The sequence below is a fragment of the Enterobacter sp. MALB-1 genome (assembly GCF_041021625.1).
Taxonomy (GTDB): domain Bacteria; phylum Pseudomonadota; class Gammaproteobacteria; order Enterobacterales; family Enterobacteriaceae; genus Enterobacter; species Enterobacter oligotrophicus.
In genome coordinates this window covers 2669437-2683937 of the sequence record NZ_JBDPJL010000001.1, presented here as the reverse complement: position 1 = coordinate 2683937, position 14501 = coordinate 2669437, and the positions used below count along the sequence as shown (strand labels likewise).

General features: G+C 53.7%; 15 protein-coding genes. 14 read left to right on the top strand and 1 reads right to left on the bottom strand.

Annotated elements, in window-relative coordinates; translation table 11 throughout:
* The first annotated feature begins 1 nt into the window (after position 1).
* From fabG to ptsG, 9 genes are all read left to right on the top strand, one after another.
* Positions 2 to 736 (top strand): 3-oxoacyl-ACP reductase FabG, encoded by a 735-nt coding sequence (gene fabG, locus ABGB15_RS12850; RefSeq protein WP_152084209.1) that lies wholly within the window; start codon positions 2 to 4, stop codon positions 734 to 736.
* Between the two features lie 154 nt (positions 737 to 890).
* A complete protein-coding gene (gene acpP / locus ABGB15_RS12845) occupies positions 891 to 1127 on the top strand; it encodes an acyl carrier protein (RefSeq protein ID WP_003857954.1) in 237 nt (78 codons plus the stop codon).
* 91 nt (positions 1128 to 1218) lie between these two features.
* Entirely contained in the window at positions 1219 to 2460 is a 1242-nt protein-coding gene (gene fabF, locus ABGB15_RS12840; protein WP_152084210.1) for a beta-ketoacyl-ACP synthase II, read from the top strand.
* A gap of 120 nt (positions 2461 to 2580) precedes the next feature.
* A complete protein-coding gene (gene pabC / locus ABGB15_RS12835; RefSeq protein WP_215722967.1) occupies positions 2581 to 3390 on the top strand; it encodes an aminodeoxychorismate lyase in 810 nt (269 codons plus the stop codon).
* A 2-nt stretch (positions 3391 to 3392) separates the two neighbouring features.
* Positions 3393 to 4415 carry a cell division protein YceG gene (yceG, locus tag ABGB15_RS12830; RefSeq protein WP_152084212.1) on the top strand — a complete coding sequence of 341 codons (1023 nt, stop codon included), beginning with the start codon at positions 3393 to 3395 and terminating at the stop codon, positions 4413 to 4415.
* Positions 4405 to 5046, top strand: coding sequence for a dTMP kinase (gene tmk / locus ABGB15_RS12825; protein ID WP_152084213.1), 642 nt, complete (start codon positions 4405 to 4407; stop codon positions 5044 to 5046). The genes yceG and tmk overlap by 11 nt, the downstream gene beginning before the upstream one ends.
* Entirely contained in the window at positions 5043 to 6047 is a 1005-nt protein-coding gene (holB, locus tag ABGB15_RS12820; RefSeq protein WP_215722966.1) for a DNA polymerase III subunit delta', read from the top strand. The genes tmk and holB overlap by 4 nt, the downstream gene beginning before the upstream one ends.
* 10 nt (positions 6048 to 6057) lie before the next feature.
* Positions 6058 to 6852: a metal-dependent hydrolase gene (locus ABGB15_RS12815; protein WP_369064190.1), complete on the top strand. Its 795-nt coding sequence runs from the start codon at positions 6058 to 6060 to the stop codon at positions 6850 to 6852.
* A 299-nt stretch (positions 6853 to 7151) separates the two neighbouring features.
* Positions 7152 to 8585: a PTS glucose transporter subunit IIBC gene (gene ptsG, locus ABGB15_RS12810; protein WP_152084216.1), complete on the top strand. Its 1434-nt coding sequence runs from the start codon at positions 7152 to 7154 to the stop codon at positions 8583 to 8585.
* A gap of 107 nt (positions 8586 to 8692) precedes the next feature.
* Here the strand turns inward: ptsG and fhuE are convergent, their stop codons facing one another.
* Positions 8693 to 10909: a ferric-rhodotorulic acid/ferric-coprogen receptor FhuE gene (gene fhuE / locus ABGB15_RS12805; protein WP_152084217.1), complete on the bottom strand. Its 2217-nt coding sequence runs from the start codon at positions 10907 to 10909 to the stop codon at positions 8693 to 8695.
* Between the two features lie 353 nt (positions 10910 to 11262).
* Here fhuE and hinT point away from each other — a divergent pair, with 353 nt between their 5' ends.
* From hinT to nagZ, 5 genes are read left to right on the top strand one after another with little or no spacing between them, the layout of a single operon-like run.
* Positions 11263 to 11622 carry a purine nucleoside phosphoramidase gene (hinT, locus tag ABGB15_RS12800; protein WP_006809243.1) on the top strand — a complete coding sequence of 120 codons (360 nt, stop codon included), beginning with the start codon at positions 11263 to 11265 and terminating at the stop codon, positions 11620 to 11622.
* Position 11623: 1 nt separating this feature from the next.
* Positions 11624 to 11998: a YcfL family protein gene (locus ABGB15_RS12795; protein WP_215722965.1), complete on the top strand. Its 375-nt coding sequence runs from the start codon at positions 11624 to 11626 to the stop codon at positions 11996 to 11998.
* Between the two features lie 10 nt (positions 11999 to 12008).
* Positions 12009 to 12656, top strand: a complete 648-nt coding sequence (lpoB, locus tag ABGB15_RS12790) for a penicillin-binding protein activator LpoB (RefSeq protein ID WP_215722964.1) — start codon at positions 12009 to 12011, stop codon at positions 12654 to 12656.
* Positions 12637 to 13461, top strand: coding sequence for a thiamine kinase (gene thiK / locus ABGB15_RS12785; protein WP_215722963.1), 825 nt, complete (start codon positions 12637 to 12639; stop codon positions 13459 to 13461). Before lpoB ends, thiK begins: the two co-directional genes overlap by 20 nt.
* A gap of 11 nt (positions 13462 to 13472) precedes the next feature.
* A complete protein-coding gene (nagZ, locus tag ABGB15_RS12780; RefSeq protein ID WP_152084221.1) occupies positions 13473 to 14498 on the top strand; it encodes a beta-N-acetylhexosaminidase in 1026 nt (341 codons plus the stop codon).
* Positions 14499 to 14501: the final 3 nt, after the last annotated feature.

Sequence of the window (14501 nt, the reverse complement as noted above, 5' to 3'; positions counted from 1 at the left end):
CATGAGTTTTGAAGGAAAAATCGCACTGGTCACCGGCGCAAGCCGTGGTATCGGGCGTGCAATTGCTGAAACACTGGTTGCGCGCGGCGCGAAAGTGATCGGTACAGCAACCAGCGAGAAGGGCGCTCAGGCCATCAGCGAGTATCTGGGTGCGAACGGCAAAGGTCTGGTACTGAATGTGACCGAACCTGCATCTATCGAATCTGTTCTGGAAAATATTCGCGCAGAGTTTGGCGAAGTGGATATTCTGGTCAATAATGCCGGGATCACTCGCGACAACCTGCTGATGCGAATGAAAGATGATGAGTGGAACGATATTATCGAAACCAACCTGTCATCTGTATTCCGTCTGTCAAAAGCGGTAATGCGCGCTATGATGAAGAAGCGTCATGGTCGCATTATCACTGTTGGTTCTGTGGTTGGTACCATGGGAAATGCTGGTCAGGCTAACTACGCTGCGGCGAAAGCAGGTCTGATTGGTTTCAGTAAATCGCTGGCGCGTGAAGTCGCGTCCCGCGGGATTACTGTAAACGTTGTTGCTCCGGGCTTTATTGAAACGGACATGACGCGTGCGCTGACTGAAGATCAGCGTGCGGGTACGCTGGCGGCAGTTCCGGCGGGTCGTCTTGGTGACCCTAAAGAAATCGCCAGCGCGGTTGCATTTTTAGCCTCTGACGAAGCGGGTTACATCACTGGTGAGACCCTCCACGTCAACGGCGGGATGTACATGGTTTAACCACGATGAAAAATATTTGCGTTATTGTAGGGGTTGGCCTCAAAATAACGTAAAATCGTGGTAAGACCTGCCGGGATTTAGTTGCAAATTTTTCAACATTTTATACACTACGAAAACCATCGCGAAAGCGAGTTTTGATAGGAAATTTAAGAGTATGAGCACTATCGAAGAACGCGTTAAGAAAATTATCGGCGAACAGCTGGGCGTTAAGCAGGAAGAAGTTGTGAACTCCGCTTCCTTCGTTGAAGACCTGGGCGCAGATTCTCTTGACACCGTTGAGCTGGTAATGGCTCTGGAAGAAGAGTTTGATACTGAGATTCCGGACGAAGAAGCTGAGAAAATCACCACCGTTCAGGCTGCCATTGATTACATCAACGGTCACCAGGCGTAAGTGAACATCTCCAGGCGGTCATTCGACCGCCTGAGTTTTATCTTTTTTAGTCCCACGAATCTCTTTTTTTATCCCTCCCTGGAGGACAAACGTGTCTAAGCGTCGTGTAGTTGTGACCGGACTTGGCATGTTGTCTCCTGTCGGCAATACCGTAGAGTCCACCTGGAAAGCTCTCCTTGCCGGTCAGAGCGGCATCAGCCTAATCGACCATTTCGATACTAGCGCCTATGCAACGAAATTTGCTGGCTTAGTAAAGGATTTTAACTGTGAAGAGATCATCTCGCGCAAAGAACAGCGCAAGATGGATGCCTTCATTCAATATGGAATTGTCGCTGGCGTTCAGGCCATGCAGGATTCTGGCCTTGAAATTACGGAAGAGAACGCAACCCGTATCGGCGCTGCTATCGGCTCCGGGATTGGCGGTCTTGGTCTGATCGAGGAAAACCATACATCGCTGATGAATGGCGGCCCGCGTAAGATCAGCCCGTTCTTTGTTCCGTCCACGATTGTTAACATGGTGGCAGGTCACCTGACCATCATGTATGGCCTGCGTGGTCCAAGCATTTCCATCGCAACAGCCTGTACGTCTGGCGTACATAACATCGGCCAGGCCGCGCGTATGATCGCGTACGGCGATGCAGATGCTATGGTGGCGGGCGGTGCTGAAAAAGCCAGTACCCCACTGGGTGTCGGTGGCTTCGGTGCAGCGCGTGCGCTCTCTACCCGCAACGATAACCCTCAGGCGGCGAGCCGTCCGTGGGATAAAGACCGAGATGGTTTTGTGCTGGGCGATGGTGCGGGCATGATCGTACTGGAAGAGTACGAACACGCTAAAAAACGCGGTGCGAAAATTTATGCTGAAATCGTTGGTTTCGGTATGAGTAGCGATGCTTACCACATGACGTCACCACCGGAAAACGGTGCGGGTGCTGCGCTGGCAATGGCGAATGCCATTCGCGATGCGGGTATCACACCCGCTCAGATTGGCTACGTCAATGCGCACGGTACGTCTACTCCGGCAGGCGATAAAGCAGAAGCGCAGGCTGTTAAGTCTATCTTCGGTGAATCTGCCAGCCGCGTAATGGTGAGCTCGACGAAATCCATGACCGGTCACCTGTTGGGTGCAGCGGGTGCGGTAGAGTCTATCTACTCTATCCTTGCGCTGCGCGATCAGGCTGTTCCGCCAACCATCAATCTGGATAACCCGGATGAAGGTTGCGATCTGGACTTCGTTCCACACGAAGCACGCCAGGTTAGCGGTATGGAGTACACCCTGTGTAACTCCTTCGGCTTCGGTGGCACGAACGGCTCTCTGATCTTCAAAAAGGTCTGAGCCTGACTGCACGATAGCGATTAAAAAAGGTCCGCATGTCGGGCCTTTTTTATTAAGCGTAATCCCCTTGTCCGGTCAAAGACATCCTGCCAGACTGAACCCCACGCATCGGGAGACATCATGTTTTTAATCAATGGCCTTGAGCACGATTTTCTGCCTGCAAGCGACAGGGCGATTCAGTTTGGCGATGGCTGCTTCACAACGGCCCGCATCCTCAACGGAGAGGTATGCCTGCCAGATGCCCATATTCTGCGTCTGCAACATACCTGCGAAAAATTGCTGATCCCCTTCATTCAGTGGGAGACGCTTCAGCGTGAAATGCGCCAGCTTGCGTCAACTAAAGTCAGCGGTGTGTTAAAAGTGATTATCAGTCGCGGGAGCGGTGGCCGGGGCTACAGCAGTGCCAGTTGCCAACATCCGACGAGAATTCTCTCTGTTTCTGATTACCCGGCCCACTATGCCCGCTGGCGACATGATGGCATTACGCTGGCGTTAAGCCCGGTACGCCTGGGAAGAAATCCGATGCTTGCAGGATTAAAACACCTCAACCGGCTTGAACAGGTGCTTATTCGTACTCATCTTGAGCAGACGGACGCTGACGAGGCTCTGGTCCTTGACAGCGAAGGGTTCATTACGGAATGCTGTGCGGCTAATTTACTCTGGCGTAAAGGACGTGATGTCTTCACGCCTTCGCTGAAACAGGCCGGTGTAAACGGCATTATGCGTCAATTTTGTTTGCAACAGCTGGCACACTCTGGCTTTCACGTTGTCGAAGTGAGCGCAAGGGAAGAGGCGCTCCTGTCAGCGGATGAAGTTGTTATTTGCAATGCGCTGATGCCCGTGGTGCCCGTTCGCGCTTATGATCGCCTGTGCTGGTCATCCCGCGAACTGTTTCAGTTTTTAGCCCCGTTATGTGAGCAAACCAGATAGTCATGAAGAAAATGTTGCGCTTTGTCCTCCTCCTTATTGTTGTGCTGGGTATCGCTGGCGGAGCGGGAGTGTGGAAGGTTCGCCAGCTGGCGGACAGTAAGATCCTGATTAAAGACGAGACGATTTTTACTCTTAAAGCAGGCACCGGGCGTCAGGCGCTTGGCGAACAGCTTTATGGTGACAAGATTATTAACCGCCCGCGGGTATTCCAGTGGTTGCTGCGTATTGAGCCTGATTTGTCGCACTTTAAGGCCGGAACCTATCGCTTTACGCCTGGCATGACCGTCAGAGAAATGCTGCAATTGCTGGAGAGCGGTAAAGAGGCTCAGTTCCCGCTGCGTTTTGTTGAAGGTATGCGCCTGAGCGATTATCTCAAACAGTTGCGTGATGCGCCTTATATCAAACACACGCTGAAAGATGATCGCTACGAGACGGTGGCCGAGGTACTGAAATTTGAACATCCTGAGTGGGTGGAGGGCTGGTTCTGGCCTGATACCTGGATGTACACGGCAGGTACCACGGATGTGGCTATTCTCAAGCGTGCGCATAAAAAAATGGTCGCAGCGGTAGCGTCAGCGTGGGAAGGTCGGGCAGATGGCTTGCCGTATAAAGATCAAAACCAGTTTGTCACGATGGCCTCCATCATCGAAAAAGAGACGGCGGTTGCCGCCGAGCGTGACCAGGTTGCCTCCGTGTTTATCAACCGCCTGCGCATTGGCATGCGTCTGCAAACCGACCCAACGGTAATCTACGGGATGGGCGAGCGTTATAGCGGCAAAATTTCCAGAAAAGATCTGGAGACGCCAACGGCGTATAATACCTACGTGATTAACGGCCTGCCGCCAGGTCCGATTGCGACACCAGGTGAAGCCTCATTGCGAGCCGCTGCACACCCGGCAAAAACACCGTATCTCTATTTTGTGGCTGACGGAAAAGGGGGGCATACCTTTAACACCAACCTTGCCAGCCATAATCGTTCTGTTCAGGACTATCTGAAGGCACTTAAGGAAAAAAATGCGCAGTAAATACATTGTCATTGAGGGACTCGAAGGGGCGGGTAAAACCACGGCCCGCAATGTGGTGGTTGATACGCTGAAATCGCTCGGTGTCGCGGAGATGGTTTTCACCCGAGAGCCGGGTGGCACGCAGCTGGCTGAAAAACTGCGCAGCCTGGTGCTGGATATCAAATCCGTTGGCGACGAGGTGATTACTGACAAAGCCGAAGTGCTGATGTTCTACGCGGCGCGTGTACAACTGGTGGAGACGGTCATCAAGCCTGCGCTGGCGGAAGGCAAATGGGTGATTGGCGACCGTCACGACCTGTCGACGCAGGCGTATCAGGGCGGTGGTCGTGGTATTGACCAGACGATGCTCGCGACATTGCGCGACGCAGTGCTGGGCGATTTCCGTCCAGACCTGACGCTTTATCTCGACGTGACGCCGGAAGTAGGGTTGAAGCGCGCCCGCGCGCGCGGAGAGCTGGACCGCATCGAGCAGGAATCCTTCGATTTCTTTAATCGCACCCGCGCGCGCTATCTTGAACTGGCCGGACAGGATCGTTCGATTCGCACCATTGATGCGACGCAATCTCTGGACGATGTTACGCGTGACATTCAGGCAACGGTCACACAGTGGTTACAGGAGCAGCAGGCATGAAATGGTATCCATGGTTGCGCCCGCACTTTGAACAGCTGATCAACAGCTATCAGGCGGGGCGGGGGCATCATGCGTTACTGATTCAGGCATTGCCGGGAATGGGCGATGAGGCGTTGATCTACGCCATCACCCGTTTTTTGATGTGCCAGCAGCCGGAAGGGCACAAAAGCTGTGGCAAATGCCGCGGCTGCCAACTGATGCAGGCGGGCACGCATCCGGACTATTACACGCTGGAGCCTGAGAAAGGCAAAAGTACGCTCGGCATTGATGCGGTGCGTGAGGTCAGTGAAAAACTGTACGAGCACGCGCGTCTGGGCGGCGCAAAAGTGGTCTGGCTGAAAGATGCCGCACTGCTGACAGAAGCCGCAGCCAATGCGCTGTTGAAAACGCTTGAAGAACCGCCGGAAAAAACCTGGTTCTTCCTGTCATGCCGCGAACCGGGAAGATTACTGGCTACATTGCGCAGCCGTTGCCGGCTTCACCACCTTGCTGTACCCCAGGAAGCATGGGCGCTGGCCTGGCTTGAACGAGAAGTGACAATGTCACAAGATGCGGTGTTGACCGCTCTGCGCTTGTGCAGCGGCGCACCTGCAGCTGCGCTGGCATTGCTGCAACCTGACATCTGGACACAGCGCGAGACGCTCTGTCGCGCGGTTGAATCGGCCCTGGACAGCCGTGACTGGCTGAGTTTACTGCCTGCGCTGAACAGCGATCAGGCGGCCGAACGCTTACACTGGCTGGCGGCCTTACTTCTGGATGCGCTTAAACTCCAGCAAGGAGCGACGCTACTGACAAACCTCGACGTCTGGCCTTTGCTGAATACCCTGGCAAATCGCCTGTCGGGAACGGCTTTGCGCGCTATCCTTCATGATGTCTGCCACAGTCGCGAACAACTTTTGACAGTGGTCGGTCTTAATCGCGAGCTTTTACTGACCGATCGGTTACTGCGTATTGAACATTACCTGCAACCAGGCGTGATACCGCCTGTTTCCCATCTCTGAGAGAGACATTATGTTTTTAGTCGACTCACACTGCCATCTTGATGGCCTGGATTATCAATCCCTGCATAAAAACGTCGATGACGTGCTGGCAAAAGCTGCCGCCCGCGATGTGAAATTTTGCCTTGCCGTCGCTACCACGCTGCCCGGATATCGTTCCATGCGTGAGCTGGTAGGCGTGCGTGATAACGTCGTCTTCTCCTGTGGCGTGCATCCGCTGAATCAGGATGAAGAGTACAACGTAGACGATTTACGTCGCCTGGCGGCAGAAGAGGGCGTGGTCGCGATGGGTGAAACCGGGCTGGACTATTTTTACACGCCGGAAACTAAACCGCGTCAGCAGGAATCCTTCCGCAACCATATCCGCATTGGCCGCGAGCTGAACAAACCTGTCATGGTGCATACCCGTGATGCGCGTGCCGACACCCTTGATATCCTCCGGGAAGAAAAGGTGACGGATTGCGGGGGCGTACTACACTGTTTCACAGAAGACAGAGAAACGGCGGGTAAGCTGCTTGATTTAGGGTTTTATATCTCGTTTTCGGGGATCGTGACATTCCGTAACGCTGAACAACTGCGTGATGCTGCACGTTATGTCCCGCTCGATCGCATTCTGGTGGAAACAGACTCTCCGTATCTGGCTCCGGTGCCGCACCGCGGTAAAGAAAATCAGCCAGCCATGACGAGAGATGTGGCTGAATATATGGCTGTCCTGAAGGGCGTTAGCATTGATGAGCTTGCCCGCGCCACGACGGAAAACTTCGCCAGCCTGTTCCACATTGACCCCGCCCGCCTGCAATCTGTCTGATACACCTGTTTTTTTTAGGCTCGTAATTAATAAACAAAGCGAGTAAAGTTCACCGCCTCATTTGGGGCGGTGATGGTGTTTTTAGACACATCCAGACATGCTTTTTGTAAATAACTGAAAGTTTTTTGGCCGTCTTAAGCTGAAACGTGATAGCCGTCAAACAAACTCAGAGGGATTTATTTTACTCTGTGTAATAAATAAAGGGCGCTTAGATGTCCTGTCCACGGCACGGTACTCCCCCCGTGCCAATGCGTGAAAAGCGTAAAAAAAAGCACAAATACTCAGGAGCACTCTCAATTATGTTTAAGAATGCATTTGCTAACCTGCAAAAGGTCGGTAAATCGCTGATGCTGCCAGTATCCGTACTGCCTATCGCAGGTATCCTGCTGGGTGTCGGTTCTGCTAACTTCAGCTGGCTGCCAGCCGTAGTTTCCCATGTGATGGCCGAAGCAGGCGGTTCTGTTTTTGCTAACATGCCGCTGATCTTCGCGATCGGTGTTGCTCTGGGCTTTACCAATAACGACGGTGTATCCGCTCTGGCCGCCGTTGTCGCTTACGGCATCATGGTGAAAACCATGGCTGTGGTTGCGCCGCTGGTTCTGCATTTACCTGCTGAAGAGATCGCAGCGAAACACCTGGCTGATACCGGTGTTCTCGGCGGTATCATCTCCGGTGCGATTGCAGCGTATATGTTCAACCGCTTCTATCGCATCAAGCTGCCTGAGTATCTGGGCTTCTTCGCGGGCAAGCGTTTCGTTCCGATCATCTCTGGTCTGGCCGCGATTTTCACTGGCGTGATCCTGTCCTTCATCTGGCCACCAATCGGTTCCGCTATCCAGACCTTCTCTCAGTGGGCTGCTTACCAGAACCCGGTTGTGGCGTTTGGTATCTACGGCTTCATCGAGCGTTGCCTGGTGCCATTTGGTCTGCACCACATCTGGAACGTTCCATTCCAGATGCAGATTGGTGAATTCACCAACGCAGCAGGTCAGGTATTCCACGGTGATATCCCACGTTACATGGCGGGCGACCCAACTGCAGGTAAACTGTCTGGTGGCTTCCTGTTCAAAATGTACGGCCTGCCAGCCGCGGCGATTGCAATCTGGCACTCTGCTAAACCAGAGAACCGTGCAAAAGTGGGCGGTATCATGATCTCCGCAGCGTTGACCTCGTTCCTGACCGGTATCACCGAGCCGATCGAGTTCTCCTTCATGTTCGTTGCGCCGATTCTGTACATCATTCACGCGATTCTGGCGGGTCTGGCGTTCCCAATCTGTATCCTGCTGGGTATGCGTGACGGTACGTCCTTCTCTCACGGTCTGATCGACTTTATCGTTCTGTCCGGTAACAGCAGCAAACTGTGGCTGTTCCCAATCGTGGGTGCGTGCTACGCCGTTGTGTACTACACCATCTTCCGCGTGCTGATTAAAGCACTGGACCTGAAAACCCCAGGCCGTGAAGATGCGTCTGAAGACACTAAAGCTGGCGCGACCAGCGAAATGGCTCCGGCTCTGGTTGCAGCGTTCGGCGGTAAAGAAAACATCACTAACCTGGACGCGTGTATCACTCGTCTGCGTGTGAGCGTTGCTGACGTGGCAAAAGTTGACCAGCCTGGCCTGAAAAAACTGGGTGCAGCGGGCGTTGTTGTTGCAGGTTCTGGTGTTCAGGCTATCTTCGGTACGAAATCCGATAACCTGAAAACAGAAATGGATGAGTACATCCGCAACAACTAAGTTGTGACCTGGGGAGACTAAGGCAGCCGAATGGCTGCCTTTTTTACGGGTGTTAATCTTCATATAAAAAAGGGAGCCTGCAGGCTCCCTTTGTCGTTGCTGATAACTTAGAAACTGTAGCTTCCGCTTACGGAGAAGTTACGCGGTGCCCCATAGACGCCGTAGGTTCCCAGATAGTCATAATATTCTTTGTCGAAGACGTTGTTCAGGTTGCCCTGTATCGCAAAGTTTTTGGTGACCTGGTAGCGGGTAAACAGATCCACGACGGTATAACCATCCTGAGTGATCTTCTTAACGCCATTGGGACCCGGCGTTTCGAAGTCATACCAGGTTTTATTCTGCCAGCGGGCACCACCGCCAACCGTCAGCTCAGGCAGCATTGGAAGCTGGTAACGGGTGAACAGCTTAAGCGTCGTGCGAGGCTGCTGCGGGTTAACCGCATTGCCGTCTTCATCTTCCGCAATGTAGCGGCTGCCGCCGAAGGTCAACTGCCAGTTGTCGGTCAATGCGCCGTTCAGCTCAAACTCTACGCCTTTGCTCACCGTACCATCTATCGATTTATATGCGCTTTGTCCGCCGGAGCCAGGGATAGTGACGCCAGTATTCACCGCAACATTGTCCTGTTCGATGCGGAAGACGGAGAGGGAGGCGGTCAGTCGGGTGTTGAACCAGTCACCTTTCACGCCAGCTTCATAGCTTTTCCCGGTCGTTGGATCGATAAACTTGCTGTTGATATCGCGCTGGCCGGAAGGCTGGAAGATGGAGGTATAGCTCGTGTAGACCGACCACGTATCGTCAATATCGTAAATCAGCCCGGCGTAAGGGGTAACGTCATCAAACTTCGCGTTGCGGATCTCGTCCGGCTTACGCTCCAGATTGTACTTGGCGCTCCACTCGGTATAACGTGCGCCCAGGATCAGGTGAAGCGGGTCGGCCAGGGAAAGGCGCGTGGCGGCATACACTGATTTCTGACGAATCACGTCACGCTGGTAAAGCGCAAAATCAGACCAGGCGGGATCGGCCAGTTTACCGTTATAATCGTAGATGCTGCCCACATCCATCAGACCGTAATTGTCATTGACCGGATAAGAGTTGTCATAGTTATTACGCTGACGACTATAGCTACCGCCCAGCATCAGCTCATGCTGACGCCCCAGCAGATCGTATCCACCACGAACGAATGCATCCACCGAGTCCTGTTTACGCTCACCGCGGTTCCAGCCGCCCCATGCGCCCTGATAGAGGGAGGCATCGTACAGGCCGGTCGTTTTGTCCGGGTAACCATCAATGTACATCAGCTTGCTGTCGAAGTTCGTTTCAGCATGCATGGCGTTAATCTTCGCTTCCCAGCCGTTATCAAAACGTTGAGTCAGGTTGGCAAAGACTTTCGTTGAGTCCTTATTGGAATACGTCCAGTCGGCTGCGGTGTTAAAGCCGCGACGGAAATGTGTCTTGCTGCCATCGCTAAACAGGGAAGGGAAGCCGCCCCAGGTTGGGCTATCTTCTTCACTTTCCTGGTAGTCATAACCCACGGAGAGCGTAGTCGAGTCAGTCAGGTCGGCATCAACAACACCATAAATAAACTTCTTGCGATAGTGGTTACGCTCAACCCAGGAATCATTATCCTGATAACCCGTGATGACGCGGCCACGCACATTGCCTGATTCAGTCAGCGGAGCCTGCAGATCCAGCACGTAGCGCTGTTTGTCCCAGCTGCCATAGGTGGCGGATACCGACCCCTTAAACGCTTTACTGTCGGCATGTTTACGCACCATGTTGACATAAGCGGAAGGGTTACCCGTACCGCTCATCAATCCCGCTGCGCCACGTACCACTTCGATTTTATCGTAGATTGCCGTATCGCCCGCGGTATCGCCAAAGTTCCAGCGGTTATCGAGGAATGTTGGCATATCTTCATAGGCAAAGTTGCTTATGAAGAAACCACGTGCGTAAAAGTTAGTACGGCTGGTATCAATGCGGGAGGCGCTGACGCCAGTTGTGTTATCCAGAACCTGCCCGATGGTGTTCAGCTCCTGGTCCTGCATACGCTGTTGGCTAATCACGCTGACGGACTGCGGAATATCGCGCGGCACGAGCAGCAATTTGGTGCCGGTGGTGGTGGTTTTGACGCTGTAGTCCTGATCCTGGCTGGTTGTTGGGTCCTGCGCGTTATCAAAACCGCCATCAACAACGACAGTATCTTCTGTCTCAGAAGCGGCAAAACTTATAGTAGGCGTCAATGCCATAGCAATGCAGGCTGCCAGCAACGAAGGTGTTGCGACAGGCTGACGTTGCCCATCCCTGGTATGATTAATGAAAGACATCATCAAACCCTTAATGAATGGTGAAAGTTGTGTGCGTCAGTCCCGCTAGCACGGGCTGAGGTCGTTTTCTATGTTAAAAATGCGCATGTAAATGCAAATGCGAAATATACGCATTGTGATTAGCGCTGTAAACAGATGTTTCAGACGGTTTTGAAATAAGGTTTCAGTGTGTAAGCATGTGTCGGTGGTTACTCTCCAGCCAGCCGGTGTACAAACAGGAAAGAAATCGCGGGAGAAGGTTGAAAGGACAGGAGAAAGTCGCTCATACTCTTGAATTGCGTCACACAGCAATACAGACGATGTGTGCTAGTCGCGAACGCACCACGCCAGATTAAACATAAAAGGAAAAGGCCATGGCTGAAGAAACCATTTTCAGTAAAATTATCCGCCGCGAAATTCCGTCGGATATCGTCTATCAGGATGAGCTGGTGACGGCTTTCCGGGACATTTCACCGCAGGCACCGACGCACATCCTTATCATTCCCAATATTCTGATTCCTACCGTAAATGATGTGAAAACCGAGCATGAAGTGGCATTAGGCCGTATGCTTACGGTGGCAGCGAAAATCGCTGAGCAGGAAGGCATTGCTGAAGACGGTTATCGTCTGATTATGAACTGCAACCGTCATGGCGGTCAGGAAGTTTACCATATTCATATGCATCTGCTGGGCGGGCGTCCGCTGGGACCGATGCTTGCACATAAAGGTCTTTGACATGTTAAGAGGGCGTATTGCGGCGTTGATGATGACGCTGGTGATGGTGGGGTGCAGTACGCGTCCTGCGATCCCGGTCAGCGATGAACAGACGCTGGTGATGGAGTCCTCCGTGCTTGCGGCTGGCATCACGGCAGAGCAACCTTCGCTGACGATCAGCGAAATCCAGCCTTCTGCCTCCTCTACGCTCTATAACGAAAGACATGAGCCCGTTACGGTACATTACCGTTTCTACTGGTACGACGTAAGAGGTCTTGAAATGCACCCGCTTGAAGCGCCGCGCAGCGTAACGATACCGGCGAGATCGTCGGTCACGCTCTATGGCAGCGCCAACTTCCTGGGTGCTCATAAGGTAAGACTTTATCTTTATCTGTAAGGAGTGAATCTTGATTAAAAATATGAGCCGCTATGCGCTCCTGAGTGCGTTTGCACTCTTCCTTGCAGGGTGTGTGACGCGAACGGAACAGCCTGCTCCGGTGGAAGAGGCGAAACCGGGGACGGAACAACCGACACAGCCGACACAACCTGTGCCAACGGTGCCCTCTGTTCCAGCCATTCCGGCGCAGCCTGGTCCGATTGAGCATCAGGATGAAACGGCGCAACCCACGCCGCGCGTGCGCCACTATGACTGGAACGGCGCAATGCAACCGATGGTGGGTAAAATGCTACAGGCACAAGGCGTTACACCGGGCAGCGTGTTGCTGGTGGATAGCGTAAATAACCGCACAAACGGTTCGCTGAATGCGGCTGAAGCAACGGAAACCCTGCGTAATGCGCTGGCAAATAACGGTAAATTTACGCTGGTTTCTGCGCAGCAGCTGGCGGTGGCTAAACAACAGCTGGGCTTGTCGCCACAGGATAGCCTCGGCTCTCGCAGCAAAGCGATCGGTATTGCCCGTAACGTTGGCGCGCAGTATGTGCTTTACTCTAACGCCACCGGCAACGTGAATACCCCGGCGCTGCAGATGCAGTTGATGCTGGTTCAGACAGGCGAGATTATCTGGTCAGGTAAAGGTGCCGTTACGCAACAATAACCACACGCGTGACGATGTTCTGACGCGTTATTTTCCTCAGTACCGTCTTGTCGCGCCGCAGGCCCATTCCGGGCTTGGCGGCGCGAGTTGCATTATTGAGCGGGGCGGGCATCGTCTGGTGTTACGCCAGCATCACGATGCCACGGCACCCGCTTCCCATTTTCGCCGCCAGTTCCGTGCGCTGAGGCGTCTTCCGGCGGATCTCGTGCCACAGCCCTGTTTTTTTATACGGGACTGGATGGCCGTGGAGTATCTTGCGGGCGAGATCAAAAGCGTGTTACCGGATACCCCAACGCTTGCTGCCATGCTGTATCATCTGCATCGTCAACGGCGTCTGGGCTGGCGCATTGTGCTGCTGCCTTTACTGGAACAGTACTGGCAGCAATCATCACCTCGCAGACGAACGCCTTACTGGCTGGCGCAACTGAAGCAGTTACGCAAAGCCGGTGAGCCGCAGCCGTTGCGGTTAGCACCGCTGCATATGGACGTTCATGCCGGTAATGTCGTTCACACCCCGACGGGCGAGAAACTCATTGACTGGGAATATGCCGGAGACGGAGATGTGGCGCTTGAGCTTGCGGCGGTGTGGATGCCCGATGACACCTCGCGCGCGCGCCTGATCAGGGACTACGCACGCCGTGCGCAAATGGATGCGTTAACGCTTTCGCGCCAGGTCCGGCGCTGGCGTCCGTGGGTACTAATGCTGATGGCGGGCTGGTTTGAAATGCGCTTTCAACAGTCAAAAGACAAACAATTTATCGCGCTGGCAGATGACGTCTGGCGTCAGTTACAAACGAAAGGATAAGAGAGGTTCGTGTGGGTCCAGTTATGTTGGATGTGGAAGGGTATGAGCTGGATGCGGAAGAGCGTGAAATTCTGGCGCACCCGCTGGTTGGTGGTCTGATTCTGTTTACCCGCAACTATCACGATCCGGAGCAACTGCGTGAACTGGTTCGCCAGATCCGCGCGGCTTCACGCAACCACCTGGTGGTGGCGGTTGACCAGGAAGGCGGACGCGTCCAGCGTTTCCGCGACGGTTTTACCCGCTTACCCGCAGCCCAATCTTTTGCAGCACTGCTGGGCACCGAAGAGGGCGGCAGACTGGCGCAGGATGCGGGCTGGCTGATGGCAAGCGAGATGATTGCGATGGATATCGACATCAGCTTCGCGCCAGTACTGGATGTCGGTCATATCAGTGCCGCGATTGGTGAACGCTCATACCATGAAGATCCGCAAATTGCGCTGGCGATGGCGACACGCTTCATTGACGGTATGCACGATGCAGGAATGAAAACTACCGGAAAACACTTTCCGGGACACGGTGCAGTGACCGCAGATTCCCACAAAGAGACACCGCGCGATCCGCGCCCTGAGGCAGAGATCCGCGCTAAAGATATGTCGGTGTTCCGTTCCCTCATCACGGATAACAAGCTGGACGCCATTATGCCCGCGCACGTGATCTACAGCGATGTCGATCCGCGTCCGGCCAGCGGTTCCCCGCATTGGCTGAAAACCGTGCTTCGTCAGGAGTTGGGTTTTAACGGCGTCATTTTTTCTGATGATTTGTCGATGGAAGGGGCGGCGATTATGGGCAGCTATGCGGAGCGTGGTCAGGCGTCGCTGGATGCAGGTTGCGATATGATCCTGGTCTGTAATAATCGTAAGGGAGCGGTCAGCGTGCTGGATAACCTGTCGCCGATCAATGCTGAACGTGTTACACAATTGTATCATAAAGGTTCATTTAGCCGTCAGGAGCTGATCGGCTCGGCGCGGTGGAAAACGATCAATGCCCAGCTGGAGGCGCTAAACGAGCGCTGGCAGGCACATAAAGCCAGCCTGTGATCC